Origin of the sequence: Azotosporobacter soli, assembly GCF_030542965.1 — a bacterium.
GTDB lineage: Bacteria > Bacillota > Negativicutes > SG130 > SG130 > Azotosporobacter > Azotosporobacter soli.
The window spans coordinates 25,031-43,266 of record NZ_JAUAOA010000015.1 but is presented as its reverse complement, the minus strand read 5'-3'; the positions used below and the strand labels follow the sequence as shown (position 1 = coordinate 43,266).

Sequence of the window (18,236 nt, the reverse complement as noted above, 5' to 3'; positions counted from 1 at the left end):
TCGCTTAGCCAATTCTGCGGTTTTTTTATTTGCCAACGAATAAAAGAAAACTACGCTAACGCAAAGGAGTCTGATTTCATGCAAAATTGTCCCGATTGGCTGCGCGAATATCCCGGCGCGGTCACAATTTGCGATCCGCAAGGCATCATCCTCTACATGAACGAACGCGCCGTTACGGTGTTGGCGCATGGCGACGACAGCCTGATCGGCCAAAATCTGCTCGACTGCCATCCGGAACCGGCCCGCACTAAGTTGACCGAACTGTTAGCGACGCAGGGAACAAACAGCTATACGATCGAGAAGAACGGCATTAAAAAATTGATTCACCAGTCTCCCTGGTATAACAATCGTGTCTTCGGCGGTCTGCTCGAACTCTCGATTGAAATTCCCCGTGAGATGAAGCATTATATCCGTACGCCGAAATAAAAAGAAAAAACAGAATGCGATAACAGGAACGAATAGAATGATTAAAAGAAACGATAACACGAAGAAGCGAAGCGGGCCGATCGTATCGGCCCGTTGGGAAGAAAGGAAGAAGAATTTAAAAACCCTTCCGATCTTCCCTTCTTCAACTCTTCGTGTAAAAAACGTCCCACTTGATTTCGCTTTGTCGACAGTCTGAAAAAACCGCCTAACGGCGGTTTTTCCTTTATGCCATCCTGTTTTTCCCACAGCCGTATTTACGGAATCCGATCTTCACACGGCACCTTCGTCTGGCAAAGTCCGCAACCGACTTCGTGGCAACCGTATTCTTCGCTCACTGCGTTTACGGCATCGCCGTAAACATATTTCCTGCACCGCTCTTTGTCATGACCTTGCTTCGACAGCGCTCCCGCCGGACAGCGACCGATGCAGATGCCGCAACGTCCCTCCTGCGAATAGAGGCAGTATTCACGGTAAGTCGTATAGGAACGCCGCGTCGCCGCAAGCGGTAGATCGGTGATCACGCTGCCCAGGCGGTGCGCGATGCCCCTGTTTGTGATCAAGCCGTCATTCAAGCCGAAGGTTCCAAGGCCTGCGATATGGGCGACATGGCGTTCCGACCAATTGGACGCGATGCCGACCGGCGTATCGGCGAACGATTGCCAGACAGGACTCAACTGGGGCGCGATAGCGCGATGGCCAAGCCGCATGATATACGAGACCACATGGCGGCGCAGCGCCGTGTTGAACTCTTCGCCCCGGCTGCGCACTTCGGCCCACTCGCGCGAAGGATAGCGGACCGCCGCGCGATTCGCCGATCTTGCCTTAAGGCCGATCGGCAGTACCCAGCAGATCACGCTGGCCGCTTGCCAGATCCCTTCTTCGCCGGATTGTTCCACCAGTTCCTGCGGCGTCAGATGGAATGTGCCGATGATCTGCTTCTGAGCAGCAAATAAAGGATCGGTCGCAGCGGCAACTCCTACCAACGGTTCTTCAAAAAGCGGCATCAAACCGATTCTGCACCGCTCTTCCTCGGCTGCCGCAACGAAGCGATTGATTTCGGCGACAAGCGCAGTTTGCATCTTTGCTTCCCCCTTGTTATCTCATTTCTTTTCCGCTTCGCTGGCCAAGTTTAGATTGATATGACAATAACCGGAAGGATTGCGCCTTAAATAATCCTGATGCTCTTCTTCCGCAAGATAAAAATTCCGTTTCGGTTCCACTTCGACAACGATTTTGGCCGCATATTTCTTTTGCTGCGCCGTAAGAAAGACCATAATCTTCACTTGATCCGCCTCTTCGCGGTAATAGATGCCGCTGCGGTATTGGGTGCCGTAATCGTTCCCCTGACGGTTCAGCGCGGTCGGATCGATGATACGGAAAAAATGTTCCAGCAGCGTGCCGAGCGGCAACACGCTCTCATCATAGACGATCTCACAAACTTCCGCATGACCGGTGTTTCCCTGACAGACTTGCTGATAAGTCGGATTTTCCAATGTCCCCTGTCCATAACCAACCGTCGTGTCGACAACGCCCTTCAACTGTTGAAAATAGGCTTCCACGCCCCAAAAACAGCCGCCCGCCAACCATATCTTCTTCATCGTCCACCACCGCCTTCGCCCCGTTATCTATGCTCGGAATTTTTTCCTCTTCCCGCTTAGGGATTCATCACGAAGCCGTATTTTTCAAAAATCGCCTTGCTCTCCGCTGCGCCGAGAAACGCGGCGAACGCATCGGCCGCTGCTCCCTGCTTCGTCGCCGCCAGAACCGCTACCGGATATACGATCGCCTCATGGCTTCCGGACGGCGCGGCTGCGATGATTTTCACCTTGTCGCTGCTCAGCGCATCCGTCTTATAGACCGCGCCGATATCGACATTGCCTGTCTCAACATACGCCAGCACCGATCTGACATCTTTTGCCTGAACCGCTTTCGCTTTGACCGCTTCTTCAATGCCCAGCTTTTTCAAGACTTGTTGCGTATATTGTCCGGCCGGCACGCTTTCCGGCGCACCCATCGCGAACTGTCCGACATCCGCTTTCGCCAGATCGGCAAATCCAGTTATGTTTGTCTTGGACGTCTTCGGTGCGATCAGCACCAGTTGATTGAGCAGCAAATCTTTTCGGCTGCCTTCTTTAAGCATTTTCTTCTTGGCCAAGTCATCCATCTGTTTGGACGCCGCTGAGATAAAGAGATCGACGGGCGCGCCCTCTTCAATTTGTTTTTGCAGCGCACCCGACGCGCCATAATTAAACGATAATTTCACCTGCGGATTTTTCGCCTGATAGACCTGCTGGATTTCATTCAGTGCATCGCGCATGCTCACCGCCGCCGACACGGTCAGTTCGACCGGCTGGTTAGCCGCCTTTTTTTCCGTTGCGCAACCGCTGAGCGCCAGCGCCAGCACGCATAAGAGGAGACAAGCCTGTTTCAGTTTTTTCATTTTTCTAACCGCCTTTCTGCTTCTAAAGTTTTTTTATTGCCGCGATAAGCTTCTGCACTTGACCGAGTACGGCAGTATCCAGGACAAGCGCTGCAACAATACGCCAATCAGCACACAGTAGCACGGAATTAAAATGGCCTGCGACGCCAAACGCCCCGGCAGCGTAAGCCAGAACGGCAGCGCAAAATGCAAACTGAGCAGCGTCGGCGTGATCAGCAGCGACACCACTCCCTGACTGATCCCAATTGCCAGATAGATTTGCCAGGTCGCGATTTCGGACCAGGGACGCCGGGTCAAAATCCCGGCAAGCCAACCATGTAAACCGGCCGCCAACGTAAAGGTCGGCAGATATAAGCCGCTGGGCGAAATCGCAAAACCGGCGAGATCGCCAATGACGCCGATTAAAAAGCCCGCGCGTGCGCCGAGCATCAAGCCGCCCAACACCAGCGGCAGCGAACCGAAGCCCAGACGAATGCCATCAACGCCTTCAAACGGTATGCGTACGCTGAAAAAACGCGTCAGTATGATATTCAAAGCCACTAACATCGCCATATAGGCAATCGTTCTTGTCGTAAAACGCATCTTTATCCTCCGCCCTTTGCCATGTTATTTCTAAGATACGTCTTCGTCCGCCTCTTTTCCTCCCCATTCATCAAACCTTCTCCCCGTCTTTTGACAATCCGGCGACTTTTCTATAGAATAAAATAAGAAATGGTCATGCTTTTCTCATACCATCTGTAGCGGAAAACCAAGGTCTGTCAACGCGGACTCTTTTTTTTTACCCGGCTGCAAGCAAAGGAGGTTTTTTTTTGAAAAAGATCACACGCAAGCAACTTTTCTGCAAGGCGATCATGCTTTTTTCCGGCTCGGTCCTGGCGGCGGCGGGTTTGGAATTCTTTCTTGTTCCCAACCACATCATCGACGGCGGCATCGTCGGCCTCTCGATCATGGCGAGCTATCTGACCAATGCCCCGCTGAGTTGGTTCGTTGTCGCGCTCAATCTTCCTTTTCTTTATCTTGGCTATAAGAAAATCGGCAAATCCTTCGCCTTATCGACGATTTTTTCGATTATTTCCCTCTCCTATTGGCTCTCCGTCTTTCATCCGCTGGCCGAAGTCACGCATGATTTATTCCTCGCCGCGGTATTCGGCGGCATCATCGTCGGCATCGGCGTCGGCCTGATCATCCGCTATGGCGGTTCGCTTGACGGCACGGAAATCGTAGCCATCCTGATCGACCGGCGCAGTGGTTTTTCCGTCGGCGAGATCGTCATGCTCTTCAACCTCTTCATCTTGGGCGGTTCCGGTTTCTTATTGGGCTGGGACAAAGCGATGTATTCACTCGTGACCTATTTTATCGCCTTTAAGATGATCGACATCACGATTCAAGGCGTCGATGAATCTAAGGGCGTGCTGATCGTCTCCGACCAGCATCAGGAAATCGCGGCCGCCTTGATGGATCAACTGGGGCGCGGCGTCACAGTCTTTAACGGTGAGGGCGGCTTTTCCGGCGAAACCAAGAAAATCCTTTATTCCGTCATCACCCGTCTGGAAATCTCACAACTGAAAATCATCGTCAACGAGATCGATGATTCCGCCTTTGTCACGATCCAGGACGTCTATGACGTTGTCGGCGGCATGGTAAAAAAGAAAGCGTCGCATTAGACGCGTCAAAAGGAGCTCCACGCATGAAAGCATTCACCGCTTACACGATCACGGCCGAGCATGCCGGTCTGAGCGTCGAAACCTACCTAAAACAAGTGTTGCAGCTCTCCGGTCGCAAATTGCAAAAACTGACGCGGCAAAAAGGCATCCGTCTCGGCAATAAGCCGACCTTTCTGACCCGTCCGCTTAAAAACGGCGATATCTTGCGTATTCTGACGCTCGAAGACAGCGGCTACGGCGTAGAACCGGAAAGCGGCGCGCTTTCAATCCTCTTTGAAGACGAAGACGTCTTGGTCGTCGACAAGCCGCCCTATCAACTGGTACATCCCGCCGGCCGAACCACACACGGCACCGTGGCCAATCACCTGGCCTTCGAGTTTAGCCAGCGCGGCATCCTCTGCACGATCCGTCCGCTGCACCGTCTGGACCGCGATACTTCCGGCTGCCTCTTATTCGCGAAGAATGCGCAAAGTCAAACGCGTCTTGAAACGCAGCTCAAAGAACGCCGTTTGAAACGCAGCTACCAGGCATTGGTAGAGACAGCGCCGCAACCGCCCGCCGGTACGATCGACGCAGCAATCGGCGAACATCCGTCGCAGCCGAATCGAAGGGCCATATCGCCCAAAGGCGACGCGGCGGTGACCCACTACCAAACCCGGCAAAACTACGCCAGCGGCGCGCTGCTCGAGCTCGAACTGGAAACCGGCCGCACGCATCAGATTCGCGTTCACCTTGCGCACATCGGTTCGCCGCTTCTCGGCGACGGCATGTACGGCAAGCGCAGTCCTCTGCTGTCGCGTCAGGCGCTGCACGCTTACAGCATTCGCTTCTTCCAGCCAAGCAGCGGCGAAGAAATATGTGTGGAAGCCCCTTTGCCAAACGACTTTCTACGCGCGATCAATGCATTAGAAAAAGACAGCATTTAATACTCTTTTTAAAACCAAAGACACGAAAGGAGCTTTCTCCACTTCGTGTCTTTGGTTTTTCTTCATGTCTTCGTGTTGAAATAAATTCACTGCTAAAACAAATGAGCCGTCAGCACCATTCTCAATCCTAATGCAAAAAGGCAGAGAGCCAAAAGAAAAATCAGCGCCTTCGAGCGCACCTTCAGCGACAGCTTCGCGCCAGCCTGCGCGCCGATGACGGCGCCGACGCCGATCGGCAGTGCGGCCTCGAATACGATATTGTTCAGCAAGTAGTGTGCGACGACGCCGAAAAAGCTTGATATCGCAAGCACGAAATGCGATGTGGCCGCTGCGACATGCGCCGGAAAACCCAGCAGACAAATCATCGCCGGCACATGGATGACGCCGCCGCCGATGCCTAAAATGCTTGATAGAAAACCAATCAGCATGCTAAGCGCGACTCCCAGCAGTCGATTATAAGTGAAGCTGGCCTTATCAAACGTTTTTTCCTTTCCCGTAAGCGAAAAACGAAAGAACATCAATAGCGCCAGCAGCATCAGCACGCCGCCGAATGCGACGCGAAATCCGCTGCCGGAAAAATACTGTATCAAATAGCCGCCCAGAAAAGCGCCCGGTATCGTCGCTACACTGAAACGAACCGCCGCGTCGTAATAAACGCGTTGTTGCCGGATATAGGCGATGCTGCCGGATACGGCATTTAAAAAGACAACGGCCAGCGACGTTCCCGCCGCCTGTTGCGGTTCCCACTGCAAGAGCAGAATAAAGAAAGGCACCAAAAACAGTCCGCCGCCGATCCCGACCATGGTGCCAAAACATCCCACCGCGAAACCTAAAAGCAAAAAACCTCCGCTTAGCATACGTATCCTCCCCAACGAACATCGTTGCATCGCTATCAATTGCTGCATCATACCGCGTGCGCTAAAAAAAGACAAGACTTTTTTACTTAAGCCTTGCCTTTCCTGTCGCTCTTCAGCGACACATCGCATTGGGTTTTAGTACCTTCTCCTGATACATTCGCTCATCCGCTTCTTTGAACGTATCCAGCATCGTCGCTTGCGCATTTCCCTGCAACGACAAACCAACCGAAATGCTCAAATCTGTTGCACCTGCCTTTTCGTTGTACTGCTCGACAGCAGTTTGAATACGCTCTTTTAAGCGCTCCATCAACAGCCTGTCCGCATCAGGAACCAGCACCGCAAATTCATCGCCGCCGATTCGCGCTACCATATCACACGGACGAAAGGTCTTTCTCAATACGTCAGCTGCCGCCTGCAGCATCTTATCCCCAGCTTCGTGCCCCTGCGAATCATTAATTCGCTTGAGACCGTCCATATCGCAAACAAGTACGCCCGTTCCCCCTTGGCGTCGTTTCCCTAAACGCTGCATTTCCTGTTCAAAATAAGCACGGTTGTACAAACCCGTTAACGCGTCATGCATACTGATATATTTAACTTCTTCATAAGCGTTCTCCAGTTCGCGCGTTCGCTCATTGAGCAGACAAGTCCGCTCCTGCACTTTTTCTTCCAGTTGTTGATATACATTAATATTTTCCAGTGAAATTGCTGATTGGGAAGCTACGACTTGTAAAATTTCAATTCGCTCCGGCGTAAAAGCTCCTTTGATTAAATTATTTTCCAAATACAAAACGCCGATTATCTTTTTCTGCGTACAAACCGGCATACAAAGAATCGATATCGGTTCCCGACTTAGTACATATGGATCATTGGCAAACAAGCGATCTGTCAGCGCATTTTGAATCACAAGACTTTCTTCCGTCCTCAGCACATAATTAACAATGCCGATCGAATATGCATCCTCGCCCGCCTCAGCTTCAACGACCGGGAAAATCCGACATTGCGAGCCTGCCATATCCGCCCGCCCTTCCACTTTTAGTTCAAGTCCCACTTGCGCAAGAAAGACGCCGCGTTGCGCTCCGGCATTCTCCATTACAATGCTCATCATTTTTACGATTAGCTGTTCATAATTCATTTCACTGGATAACATTTGCGCAATTTTTACAATACTGGCCCAATCAAAGGCTTGCGGCGCCGTCAAACGAAGTGAATCTTTACTGTTTAAGGCAGCGATGCTTTCTTCTGGTTTCATCCATAAGTACAAATACTGATCGCGCAGTCGCTTAGCTTTACTTTCCGCTCCCCACTGACGATATAGGTGATACGCTGCCATACGATATGAACGTGCAATCGTTTCTTTGTCTTGTTTTTGATAAAACTCTGCCGCTCGCTCATTCGCCAATGCAGCATCCTGCAAAAATTCATTTTTCTTTGCCGCTTCAATCGCTTCATCAAAGGCCGTAGAAGCTTCCGCATAGTTTCGTTCATGAGCATACATTTCGGCTTGAAGAAAACGATATTTATAGCCATGCGTATGTGGCGCCGTTTTGGCCCACACCTTCAGGCGTTTCATTTGTTTGCCAATTTCATTTCGTTCCTGATCAGATAAACTGTCATACTCGATCAGGTAAATCAGCGTACTATAATAATAAAATACAGGATGATTGATCGTCGACAACACACTTTCCAGATACAGCTTCGCCATACGCATAGACGCAAGCGCTTCTTTCTGTTGCCCCAAAAATAATTGTTCCAACATTTTATTGCTATAGGTGTAATAAAGCCCGTTACTGTCATTTTTGCGCTGATACTCCATCAGCTGCGCTGCTTCATCCTGTCCTTCCAGGTTATCGGCGCGACGTAAGTTTCCGACCAATTGCGCAAAAGAACGCGTATAGGCATATTGCGTTTCCTGGCACAGTTCGCTTTTTATTTTTTCCGAGGCAGCCAACAAGTCCGCCTCAACGTCAGCAAGCGGCGCACCGGAAAAAAAGGAGTGAAAGCCATGCGCCATTAACGCCCATGCCGCATATTCTAAATCTCCGTCAGCCATCGCAACACGATAGGCGCGCATAAATTCTGCAATCACCTTTTTCAGCGGATCTTTCCAGTGCGCAGCAAACAGATTGCCGACGAGCATCGTCTTACCAACGGCTTCCTGATAATTCCCCTTCTCAATCGCCTCCAGACCGAATTTAGCAAATTTATATCCCGTCCCAAGGTCGCCCAAAACGCCTCCGACAATGACGCCGTATAGGCAATATGCGAACGGACTGCGAGAGGACTTGCCGTATTTAACGGTGATTTCCACTTGTTTCAATACCATCAATACAAATAATTCCGGTGCTGCCAGGTAGGCCGATGACGATACTGCCGCCAAAATCCGCATAATCGCTTCTTGTCTTTGATCGCGCAGTGCCGGCAGTTCCTCTAGCGATTCTAAACCACGAAGTTGGAGAAAAAATTTTGACGTCGTCAGTTGCAGCAACAAATATGGTTTTGCTATCTTTCTGGGAAAATTAACGCCCAACATCGACAACGCTGTACGTGCCAATTCGACGCCTTCGCCCGCTTTACCACTCGCCAGCAGCGCACGAATTTGAATTTCATAAATCGATACGCGAACAAAAGGATCCTGACAATTGACAAATACGCTATCGCTGTAAGTCTGCATCATCGCATATGCGCCGCAAGAATAGGCAACTGTCGCAGCCTGCACATATACGTCGAGCGCCAACGCCGGATTTTTTTGCCAAGCATCTGTTCCCAAGAGTTCCAACGCACGGTGAAAATGAACCAACGAAGTGCTAAAAGCAGAGGATTTCTTAGCTCTTTTTCCGGCCCAATAGTTTAAAGCTCCTAATTCGCGCAGTTCGGCCGGATCGCTTATTAACGGTTGCGCCGCGTTCAAATGCCTGACCATATCGAAAATCCTGCTTTCACCGCCCACCGTCTTTTCCTGTTCACGCAAAATACGGCCAATTCGCAAATGGAGTTCCATACGTTGCGTTTCACTAAGTAAGCTTTGCGCTGCTTGTTGAATGCTGTCATGAAAAAAACGGAATACAGAATCAACCTTTGCATCTTGAATATACTTGTAAGCCGGATCGAGCGGCTGGATAAAGCCTTCCTGCAATGCATTCCAAAGAGCAGCTGCTATCAGATGCTGCCGATTTGGATCAAGTTCCGACAACAATGTAAAATCAAAACGATTTCCGACCAACGCCGCCATTCCGAGCACACGCTGCGTATTTTCATCCTGACTGTTGATTCGCTTGCTAAGAAGGCCCACCATGCTATCGGAAATTCCTGCATTTTTGATGCCTGCCAAATCCCATTTCCAACACATGGCCTGGTAATCAAGCCAAATTAAATGTTGTTTCTCCAACTGCAATAATATCTCATTGATAAAAAACGGTACGCCGTCCGTTTTATGGTGAATCAACTCGGCCAGCGCCTGCACATTTTTCACATCACTCTTCAATGCATCGGCCAGCAGTTCCGAAATGGCCGAAACGCCAAGCGGCATTAAATGAATGGTTTTGATGCCTCTGCCATTTCTTTTTTCCATTTCTTCTAACGCAACGGACAACGGATGCAGTTCATTTATGCCGTCTTTTCGGTAAGCGCCGATCAGGTACAAATAGCCGTGCTCCTTCGTCAAGGCCAGCGTACGCAAAAGTTCAATCGACGCATCATCCACCCACTGCAGATCATCAAGAAAGATCACCAGTGTCTGCCGGGATCCGACAAACGCGCTGATGAATTCACGAAAAACAAAATGAAAACGATTTTTATTTTCCACAGGCGTCAACTCCTCAACCGCCGCCTGCTCGCCAATAATAAATTTTACTTCCGGCACCACATCTGTAATAATTCGTCCATTCGCAGCCAATTTTTCCTTTAAACGTGTTTTGAGCTGGGCAATTTTCTCTTCCGGCTCCGTCAGCACAACGCGCACCAAATCGCGAAACGCGTCAAGCAAGGCGCTATAAGGAATTTCATGTTTGTGTTTTTCATATTTTCCCGTTACGAAATAGCCGCGCCCCTGTATAACCGCTTTTTGCAATTCGCTGACAAGCAGACTTTTGCCGACGCCGGAAGGTCCTGTTATTAACAGCATTTCAAAGCCGCCACGGTATACCTTTTCATAACCGCTAATCAATTCCGTCAATTCCTGCTTGCGCCCATAGAGGCGTTGCGGAATTTCAAACTTGCCAAGATCATCCTTCTGGCCAAGCATAAAATCATCGATTCTGCCCTTATTTTCCAATTGATCCAGACAATTTTCCAAATCTGCTTTGACGCCGTACAAACTTTGATAGCGATCCTCTGCATTTTTAGCCAGCAACTTCATTACAATGCGCGACAGCATAGGCGGAATTTTTTCATTTAGCTCCGTCAAAGGCTTCGGTTCCTTGGCCAGCAGGCAATGCATCAATTCTACCGAATCCTGGGCGTGTGGAAACAGAAATTGATTGCTCATTATTTCATAAAAGGTCGCGCCAAGCGCATAATAATCGGCGCGATAATCAACGATGCGGTTCATCCGTCCGGTTTGCTCCGGCGCCATGTACGCCAACGTCCCTTCAATTCTCGGGCGCGGCACATTTACAATATTTTCTCTTGTCAACCGCGTTGCGTTGCCAAAATCGATAAGTTTTACCTGACCAGTTGACTGATTCAAAACAATATTGGCCGGATTTAAGTCTTTATGAATAACAGCCTTGCTGTGAACCGTACTTAACCCATCAATCACTTTGAGAAACAGGGTTATTTTTTGCCGCATGCGCCATTTTGAACAATCTAAATCATTTAACGCCATACCGCCAAAGTCTTCATACACAATGATGTTCGTACCATTTTCTTCAATTAAGTCCAATGCTTTTATTACGCTAGGACCGCTGACTTCTTTTGTCAGTTCATATTCATAACGCAATTGAGCCTCTTTTTCTGGACCAGGGTACTCTTCATGGCTCATTTTTAGAACGACCGCTTTCCGGTCTTTTAACGTTGTTGCCCGATATAGAATGCTGGTCGTACTTTCATACATTTTTTCTCCCAGCTCATATTCGCGTGCCAGCATACTCAACCCCGTCCTTTCCGCCTAACTGAAAGCGACTCTGTTTATATCGCAAAATCCAAATTTTCACCTTCCAGATCGAGGCTGATCAGTTTATGACCAAAACCATTCAGTTCAACATAGGCCTGACCGACTAAACTACCATCCGCGTTTGTGACGCTACACGCCCCTTCCCAATATTCCGGGCCAATCCACCATCCATGTCGCGCCAGCAGACTTTGATCCTGAACCAACGGCGTAACAGAAAAGATCTCCCCCTTGACATTAAGTCGCCAGCGAGCAGGAAAGCGAATCCGGCTCTCCGGACACTGCCACGAGTCTAATATCGTTACGAAAAAGTCATTCATACCCAATTCCTGCGTCGCTTGCAGCGAAGTGATCGAACCAATTCGTTCCTGCTGATAAGCCGTCCCCAAAAAGTCATAAAGCATAATGGCGCGTCCGTCGTTGAGGCTTAACGCAAACCACTGCCATCCTTTAAAAATGCTCTCATATAAGTCACCATATTGACGGTCAAACCAGCTTTCGCCCGTTACGGCATATTCCTGCCCGTCAATTCGAATGGTTCCCTGAACCTGCATCCGCTCGCGTGCATAATAATAGGTATAGCCGCCGAACGAATAGTCGTGAGCCTCACCGCCATAATGCATCACCGGCTGCTTCCTATCCGTTAGTTGCAGTTGCAGCTCGTATTTCCCAACTTCACAGGATAGGCGATCCCGTCCGCCGCCGCCGTTTGCAACAATGACTGCCCTGCCGTCTTCTTCGGCTTGCATCGCAAAGCGGCCTGCCAATCGTTTCGGCAAGCTGCAAAATTCAACTTCTTCCCGGTATTGGAATGAAGCTTCGCTTATATCGGTAATAGCCGCTTGAGCCAGTTGATTCTTAAAGAAAATCCAGCTATTAAAAGCAAAAAATACAATTTCAAAACCATATTTCCGTCCCGTCTCTGACTCGAGATGGCCTGTCCAATACCACCACTGCACATCCTGCTCTCTAAGAAACCCATCCGCTTCAGGCAACCTGATTGGCTTACGTTTACGGGAGCGAAATAAATAGTGAAGCGGCCGCAGCAGCGAATAGCGATAAACAAGAGCATGATACAGACGTCCCAATATTTTTTTCATCGCGTCTCCTTAGCGCAGCGGCGTAAAAGAAAATCCCGCCGCTTCTCTTTCTTTGCCCAACAATCGCCGGATTCCATCAATCAACGCACTCTCGGCAAATTCCGCCAGCACGGTCAACAGCAATTCCGGTTCGCGCTCGCGGCTAAGCAGCCCCGCCAGTTCCGTAATGCTGAACTCTCGAACCACTGCCTTTAGGGCGTCAATGGATTGACGTTCATCAAGCTGCAGGCAAAACATCGTTTCCAGCATACCGCCGCCAAATGTATCCAGCATCCTCTTCGTAAAACGGTCAATTAATTCGGACTCCGCATAAGCGAGAAAATGCAAGACGACTTTGTCCATGCAGATTTCGTACTTTTGTCGTTCATTAAAAACTGCCGCCCGGTTTAAGTTTATCTGATCAAGCGCATCATCCTGCAGCAATTGATGCAAACCAGCAGCATAGGTCCGATAGTTTTGCAAAATAAATGACATTCCCCAGCCAGCCGGAATTGTCCAACAGCCGGCATCGCCAATGAAAGCAATCCGGTCTGTCGCACATTGCTGCGACAGACCGCCGGACGGATACCAGCCAAAGCGTTCACAAGCCACGCGACCGGTACGAAATGCAGCTAAATCCGGATCACGCTGCAACAAATCGTCCAAGTGATTTTTGATAAATGACTTCTCCACAGTATCTGTAGTAAAAAACAAAATAAAGACAAAAACCTTTTTCTCATCGAGTACTTCATATTCCATAATCGGCTTGAGCTGCGACAGCGTCGCCCGTGCATCAAGCGGACTCGACTTAAATGACTGCCAGAGCATATAATCGCCAACTTGCATCGCACCGAGCGTCCCTGGATGCGACAATTGCGCCGTATTTTCAAATTCCAGTTCATAGCCGTATACCGACCACCAAAAATATCCCTCTCGACTGATACGCTGTTTTTGCGCGAGCGAAGAATGGTATCCTGATGCATCAAGCAACATACGCGTCCTGTATTCCTGCCCGCCCTGAGCGCGCACACGAACTGCATTCTCCTCCACTATATGATCAAGATAAGCCGTATTCTCAATAACCGTAGACTTTGACTGACGAATAACATCGGCCCAGTGATTAAGCAACTCCGTTTGTCTAATATACGGATAGCATTTCCAACGTTCGTCACTGTCCCAAGGAGCCACCGCTTCCCACTGAATCGACAAAGTAGGCGTGTACTCGAGAAAACGACGCACCCCGTTATAGGCAAAAGACTGTACGCTCGCATCCGCGGTCGCCAGAATGGATCCCGGTACAATCCAGGCGCGATCCGTATCGCCAATTTTCCCTTTTTCCATGAGCAATATCCGGTTGCCAAGCTTCGCCAGTTCGGCTCCAACACTCAATCCTGCCGGACCGCCCCCAACAATCGCAACATCATAATCATACTCCATCGCAGTCTCATCCTTTTCACTGGCGTATAAAACACTTAATTAAAACCTTTCTTCTATTTTTTGTAAATTCCTGCTCATAAATATAATCTTATATAATTCTTAATAAACAGCTCCCGTTGGCCGCATCGCCAACGGGAGCTGTTTATTTTATCGAATTTGCAATACATTCATTGCACCGATTATTCGGATCTGATCAAGACAAGCCGGAATCAAAAGCGTCTCACCGGCTGCGACGCTTTCGCTGCCGCCTTGGTATTCAATCTTTCCTCGCCCTTCGGTAATGCAGAGAATCATAAATGCCCCCTGCGTGGCAAGCTGTTTCTCTCCGGCACACTGGATTGCCTCCAGCGAAAAATAAGGGCAGTGAACCGGTTGGCTAAAATCCACGCTCGCTTCAGCCGAAAAATCAACGGCATCAAGAGCCTGATCGATATGCAGCTCGCGTCTTGCGCCGTTTGCCGCTACGCGGTCATAGTCGTACAGGCGGTATGTGGTATCCGAACTTTGCTGCACCTCATAAACCACTACGCCTTCGAGCAAGGCATGAATCATGCCTGCCGGAACAAAAACAAGATCGCCCTTTTTAACCGTGACGGTTTTAATCGAATCTAGAATTCGTCCCTCCTGCATGACCTGCTCAAGTCGCGCTCTGTCAACGCCAGCTTTAAGGCCATAGATGATTTGCGCGCCCGGCTCTGCCTCTGCAACATACCAGGCCTCGGTTTTTCCGTTGCCAAGCACGCTGTCTGCCGGATGGACCTGAAGCGAAAGTTTGTCATTGGCATCGATAATTTTGATCAAGAGCGGAAATTCGGTCAGCCGCGCTGCCGTTTCTCCCAGCAGCTTCTCTCGATAATCTTTCATCAATTCATTTAAATCTTTGCCTGCCAGCGCTCCATTGACCACCCGACTGACATCGCCGCCATAACCGGATAGCTCCCAGCTTTCACCGATTTTGCCCTCCGGCAGTTTGCGTTGTAAGAGCGATGCCATTTTGCGCCCGCCCCAAATGCGCTCCTTGTAAATCGGTTCAAATTTTAACGGATACATAAGCCTGTCCCCCTGCCGCATCAGATAGTGTCATCCCTAATAGTAGCACATTATTGAAGGCATGCAAGCCACAATAATTGCCACAGGCCTGCGGCAATTATTTCATGGCAAAGCATAACAACCCTACTCCTTCCTTTGAACAGCAAAGAAGCGGCCTGCAACAGGTCGCCTGAGACGGTCGACAAAACGAAATCACGCGGGATGTTTTTTACACGAAGAGTTGAAGAAGGGAAGCGGGCTGATTCTATCGGCCCGCTTCCCTTCTTCGTGTTATCGAATTCTACTCTCGTTTGGCCTTAGGATTGTTTGCGTTCGCGGTTAATGTACGAAGCCAGCGGATCGGCCACCGTGCCGACGATGACTTGCAGACTGACCGCGTCCATTTTCATGACGCCGGTCGCGCCGAGTTGTTTCAGTTTGCCTTCATTAATCAGGCTCATGTCCTTGACGACAATCCGCAACCGTGTGATGCAAGCGTCAAGTGACGTGATGTTTTCCTTGCCGCCGAGCGCCAGCAAAATATTATGCGCCCGCTCAGTCAGATCGGCCTGCTGTTCGGTAACGCCGTCAACGTCCTCATCGCCATTGTCCGTTTCGCGGCCCGGCGTCGGCAGGTCGAATTTCTTGATCACGAATACGAAGACCAGATAGTAAATGACCGCGAAGGCCGCACCGACGGCCCAAAGCAGCGCCGGTTTCGTCGCGATGCCGTAATTGAGCACATAATCGATTGCACCGGCGGAAAAGCCGAAGCCCAGTTTCATGCCGAGCGATGCGGTGATAAACATCGACAGGCCCGTCAGGAGCGCATGCGCAGCATATAAGCCCGGCGCGAGGAATAAGAAGGTGAATTCGATCGGCTCCGTGATGCCGGTCAGGAAGGAGGTCAACGCGATGCCGAGCATCATGCCGGTGATTGCTTTGCGTTTTTCCGGTCTGGCCGTAGTGATCATGGCCAGGCAGGCAGCCGGCAATGCAAACATGAAAATCGGGAAGAAACCGGTCATAAACGTGCCGGCCGTCGGGTCATGCGCAAAGAAACGCGTCAGGTCGCCGTTGACGACCTTGCCGGCCGCATCGGTGAACGTACCGAACTGAAACCAAAAGAGGCTGTTCAAAACATGATGCAAACCGAACGGGATCAACGCACGGTTCAGAATGCCGAAAATCATCGCACCGACCGCACCGGAACCGGCGATCGCATTGCCGAACGTATTCAAGCCATGCTGGATCAGCGGCCACACGTAGCCTGCCAAAACGCCTATAACCAGCATATAGATCGAAGTTATGATCGGCACGAAGCGTTTGCCGCCAAAGAAGCCAAGAAAATCCGGCAGCTTGATGTTACGATATTTATTATACAAATAGCCTGCTACCATGCCGGAGAGGAAACCTGCGAGAACGCCCATATTGATCGTCTTGTCAAAACTGGTGCCGACTTTAGTCAATACGAAATAGCCGACCAAAGCGGCGAGACCGGCAACGCCGTTGTTCTCTTCCGCCAGACCTACTGCGATGCCTACCGCAAAGATGACCGCCAGATTACCGAAAATAGCATCGCCAGCCTGGAACATCCACGGCCAGTTCAGAATGTCCGGCGCGCCAAGACGCAGCAAAAGTGCGGCGGCCGGCAATACAGCGACCGGCGTCATCAGCGCCTTGCCTAATTTTTGGATATACCCCATTACATTTGATGACATTGTTCTACCTCCTTGTTTTTTATAATCTACCCGGAATACCGGGGTCGTACCTCTTTAGCTGCAGAGTTTTTCGATATGGATCGCAATATAGCCGACTTCGCCTTCCGGCACTTCTTTCAGTTCCAATTCGAAGGCGATCATCTTGCTGATCTTGCGCGCCAGAAGATATGAGGTCTTATACTTGCGCTTAATCGTCGAGAGCAAATCGTTGGGAATCGGCGTATTGCTGGTCAAACGCTGCACCGTGAAGCGCACATGCGTGATAAAGCGCGCGTAATCAAGCGACTGTCGGTCAATGGTTATGGCGCGTTCCTCTTCGATCAGTTCCACGATGCTGTTCGCCAGATACGCGCATTTCACGGTCTGTGACAATTTCCCCTGGTTGCGCGCCGAATGAATGTGCATGGCAATAAAGCCGATTTCACCGTCTGGAATCGTAAGTTTCGTCTCCTGGCGCAGCATTTGAACAGCCTGCTCCGCCAACTGAAATTCGGTCTTATAAAGCAGTTCGATCTCCGTCAGGAACGGATTATGGATCTGTTCGCCGTTCATGACCCGTTTGACCATGAACGCAATATGGTCGACCAGATTGATGTGGATGTTTTCGTCCAACTCTTCGCCGAGCCGCTCACCGATCATGCGGATGATTTTTTGGCAGATACGAAAGGTTTCATCATTGACTTGGCTTAGCAGTTTGCAAAAGCGGTCATGGTTTTCCGCATCCTGCATCGCAAAGATCTTCTCCACTTCGGTTCCTGCTGCGATCCGGTCTCCGCTCTGGCGGCCAAAGCCGATGCCTTTCGACATTAAAATCTGTTCTTTGCCGTCCGCCGCCGCGAGGACGATATTATTGTTAAACACTTTGAGGATTTCACATTGATCGCTTCTCACCGCAAGCCCCCCACGACTGCTTCACAGTCCGCTTCATTTATGCGAAAACATGGCATCTTTACCGCCGGTTACTTTTTTATCGAGCATCACCTCGATTTTTTTGATGTTAGCCATTGAAGTAATGACAACCGGCGTTATCAAAGAATATCCGGCCGCTTCGATCTTAGAGCGATCAATGCGCAGAACCGGCTGTCCGGCCTTAACCTGCGCCCCTTCTTCGGCAAGGCGTTCAAAGCCTTCTCCCTCCATTTTTACCGTATCCATCCCTACATGAACCAAGACTTCCAGCTTGTCCTTCGTCGTGATCGCAAAGGCATGATTGGTGCGAAACACCAACGTCAGCGTACCATCCACCGGCGCGTAGACCGTGTCGTCGCACAGCTCGCTCAGCGCCGCACCGTCACCGATGATACGCTGCGCAAACGCCGCGTCCGGCACCATGTCAAGACCGATAACTTTTCCGCTGATTGGCGCGATGATATCCTGACTCTTTTGAAATAAGCTAAACATTGTCTGTCCTCCTCAGCATTTCCATTCTCGAAAATCAAAAAGCCCGGCTTTGCCGGGCTAACGCCCTCAGCAACCGCCTTGCGTCCCCCGGCAACGTCGCAAGTAAATTGCAACGAACACAAGAGAAAAAATAAAGGCATGAGCTGAGA

The 18,236-nt window shown here is 50.1% G+C and carries 15 protein-coding genes; 3 read left to right on the top strand and 12 right to left on the bottom strand.

The window, feature by feature from the left end; genetic code table 11:
* The first annotated feature begins 78 nt into the window (after window positions 1-78).
* Window positions 79-426 (top strand): PAS domain-containing protein, encoded by a 348-nt coding sequence (locus QTL79_RS12725; protein WP_346355345.1) that lies wholly within the window; start codon window positions 79-81, stop codon window positions 424-426.
* 254 nt (window positions 427-680) lie between these two features.
* Here QTL79_RS12725 and QTL79_RS12720 read toward each other — a convergent pair whose 3' ends face one another.
* The 4 genes from QTL79_RS12720 to QTL79_RS12705 are packed head-to-tail and all read right to left on the bottom strand — an operon-like array spanning window position 681 to window position 3,448.
* The gene (locus QTL79_RS12720; RefSeq protein ID WP_346355344.1) at window positions 681-1,505 is read right to left on the bottom strand and encodes an epoxyqueuosine reductase; all 825 of its coding nucleotides are present in this window, start codon (window positions 1,503-1,505) and stop codon (window positions 681-683) included.
* A 21-nt stretch (window positions 1,506-1,526) separates the two neighbouring features.
* Entirely contained in the window at window positions 1,527-2,024 is a 498-nt protein-coding gene (gene msrA / locus QTL79_RS12715; protein WP_346355343.1) for a peptide-methionine (S)-S-oxide reductase MsrA, read from the bottom strand.
* A gap of 56 nt (window positions 2,025-2,080) precedes the next feature.
* Window positions 2,081-2,866 (bottom strand): molybdate ABC transporter substrate-binding protein, encoded by a 786-nt coding sequence (modA, locus tag QTL79_RS12710; RefSeq protein WP_346355342.1) that lies wholly within the window; start codon window positions 2,864-2,866, stop codon window positions 2,081-2,083.
* 33 nt (window positions 2,867-2,899) lie between these two features.
* A complete protein-coding gene (locus QTL79_RS12705) occupies window positions 2,900-3,448 on the bottom strand; it encodes a folate family ECF transporter S component (protein WP_346355341.1) in 549 nt (182 codons plus the stop codon).
* A gap of 269 nt (window positions 3,449-3,717) precedes the next feature.
* Here QTL79_RS12705 and QTL79_RS12700 point away from each other — a divergent pair, with 269 nt between their 5' ends.
* On the top strand, window positions 3,718-4,530 hold the full coding sequence (locus QTL79_RS12700) for a YitT family protein (protein WP_346355371.1): 813 nt from the start codon (window positions 3,718-3,720) through the stop codon (window positions 4,528-4,530).
* 23 nt (window positions 4,531-4,553) lie between these two features.
* On the top strand, window positions 4,554-5,456 hold the full coding sequence (locus QTL79_RS12695) for an RluA family pseudouridine synthase (protein WP_346355340.1): 903 nt from the start codon (window positions 4,554-4,556) through the stop codon (window positions 5,454-5,456).
* A gap of 92 nt (window positions 5,457-5,548) precedes the next feature.
* Here QTL79_RS12695 and QTL79_RS12690 read toward each other — a convergent pair whose 3' ends face one another.
* The 8 genes from QTL79_RS12690 to QTL79_RS12655 all read right to left on the bottom strand — a co-directional run bounded on the left by QTL79_RS12690 (window position 5,549) and on the right by QTL79_RS12655 (window position 18,087).
* Window positions 5,549-6,313: a sulfite exporter TauE/SafE family protein gene (locus QTL79_RS12690; protein ID WP_346355339.1), complete on the bottom strand. Its 765-nt coding sequence runs from the start codon at window positions 6,311-6,313 to the stop codon at window positions 5,549-5,551.
* Between the two features lie 112 nt (window positions 6,314-6,425).
* Entirely contained in the window at window positions 6,426-11,396 is a 4,971-nt protein-coding gene (locus QTL79_RS12685) for a diguanylate cyclase domain-containing protein (protein ID WP_346355338.1), read from the bottom strand.
* Between the two features lie 41 nt (window positions 11,397-11,437).
* Window positions 11,438-12,520 carry a lipocalin-like domain-containing protein gene (locus QTL79_RS12680; RefSeq protein ID WP_346355337.1) on the bottom strand — a complete coding sequence of 361 codons (1,083 nt, stop codon included), beginning with the start codon at window positions 12,518-12,520 and terminating at the stop codon, window positions 11,438-11,440.
* Window positions 12,521-12,529: 9 nt separating this feature from the next.
* On the bottom strand, window positions 12,530-13,936 hold the full coding sequence (locus QTL79_RS12675) for an FAD-dependent oxidoreductase (RefSeq protein ID WP_346355336.1): 1,407 nt from the start codon (window positions 13,934-13,936) through the stop codon (window positions 12,530-12,532).
* A 147-nt stretch (window positions 13,937-14,083) separates the two neighbouring features.
* On the bottom strand, window positions 14,084-14,986 hold the full coding sequence (locus QTL79_RS12670) for a type I phosphomannose isomerase catalytic subunit (RefSeq protein ID WP_346355335.1): 903 nt from the start codon (window positions 14,984-14,986) through the stop codon (window positions 14,084-14,086).
* Window positions 14,987-15,282: 296 nt separating this feature from the next.
* The gene (gene nagE / locus QTL79_RS12665; RefSeq protein ID WP_346355334.1) at window positions 15,283-16,686 is read right to left on the bottom strand and encodes an N-acetylglucosamine-specific PTS transporter subunit IIBC; all 1,404 of its coding nucleotides are present in this window, start codon (window positions 16,684-16,686) and stop codon (window positions 15,283-15,285) included.
* Window positions 16,687-16,740: 54 nt separating this feature from the next.
* Complete coding sequence (locus tag QTL79_RS12660; RefSeq protein WP_346355333.1) at window positions 16,741-17,577, bottom strand: PRD domain-containing protein; 837 nt, start codon at window positions 17,575-17,577, stop codon at window positions 16,741-16,743.
* 33 nt (window positions 17,578-17,610) lie between these two features.
* Window positions 17,611-18,087 (bottom strand): PTS sugar transporter subunit IIA, encoded by a 477-nt coding sequence (locus QTL79_RS12655; protein WP_346355332.1) that lies wholly within the window; start codon window positions 18,085-18,087, stop codon window positions 17,611-17,613.
* Window positions 18,088-18,236: the final 149 nt, after the last annotated feature.

Coding starts and splice junctions, on each gene's coding strand:
- QTL79_RS12705 (WP_346355341.1), bottom strand. CDS start 3,448: ATGCGTTTTACGACAAGAACGATTGCCTATATGGCGATGTTAGTGGCT.
- QTL79_RS12685 (WP_346355338.1), bottom strand. CDS start 11,396: ATGCTGGCACGCGAATATGAGCTGGGAGAAAAAATGTATGAAAGTACG.
- QTL79_RS12700 (WP_346355371.1), top strand. CDS start 3,718: ATGCTTTTTTCCGGCTCGGTCCTGGCGGCGGCGGGTTTGGAATTCTTT.
- QTL79_RS12720 (WP_346355344.1), bottom strand. CDS start 1,505: ATGCAAACTGCGCTTGTCGCCGAAATCAATCGCTTCGTTGCGGCAGCC.
- QTL79_RS12690 (WP_346355339.1), bottom strand. CDS start 6,313: ATGCTAAGCGGAGGTTTTTTGCTTTTAGGTTTCGCGGTGGGATGTTTT.
- QTL79_RS12655 (WP_346355332.1), bottom strand. CDS start 18,087: ATGTTTAGCTTATTTCAAAAGAGTCAGGATATCATCGCGCCAATCAGC.
- QTL79_RS12670 (WP_346355335.1), bottom strand. CDS start 14,986: ATGTATCCGTTAAAATTTGAACCGATTTACAAGGAGCGCATTTGGGGC.
- QTL79_RS12695 (WP_346355340.1), top strand. CDS start 4,554: ATGAAAGCATTCACCGCTTACACGATCACGGCCGAGCATGCCGGTCTG.
- QTL79_RS12680 (WP_346355337.1), bottom strand. CDS start 12,520: ATGAAAAAAATATTGGGACGTCTGTATCATGCTCTTGTTTATCGCTAT.
- modA (WP_346355342.1), bottom strand. CDS start 2,866: ATGAAAAAACTGAAACAGGCTTGTCTCCTCTTATGCGTGCTGGCGCTG.
- QTL79_RS12725 (WP_346355345.1), top strand. CDS start 79: ATGCAAAATTGTCCCGATTGGCTGCGCGAATATCCCGGCGCGGTCACA.
- nagE (WP_346355334.1), bottom strand. CDS start 16,686: ATGTCATCAAATGTAATGGGGTATATCCAAAAATTAGGCAAGGCGCTG.
- QTL79_RS12675 (WP_346355336.1), bottom strand. CDS start 13,936: ATGGAGTATGATTATGATGTTGCGATTGTTGGGGGCGGTCCGGCAGGA.
- msrA (WP_346355343.1), bottom strand. CDS start 2,024: ATGAAGAAGATATGGTTGGCGGGCGGCTGTTTTTGGGGCGTGGAAGCC.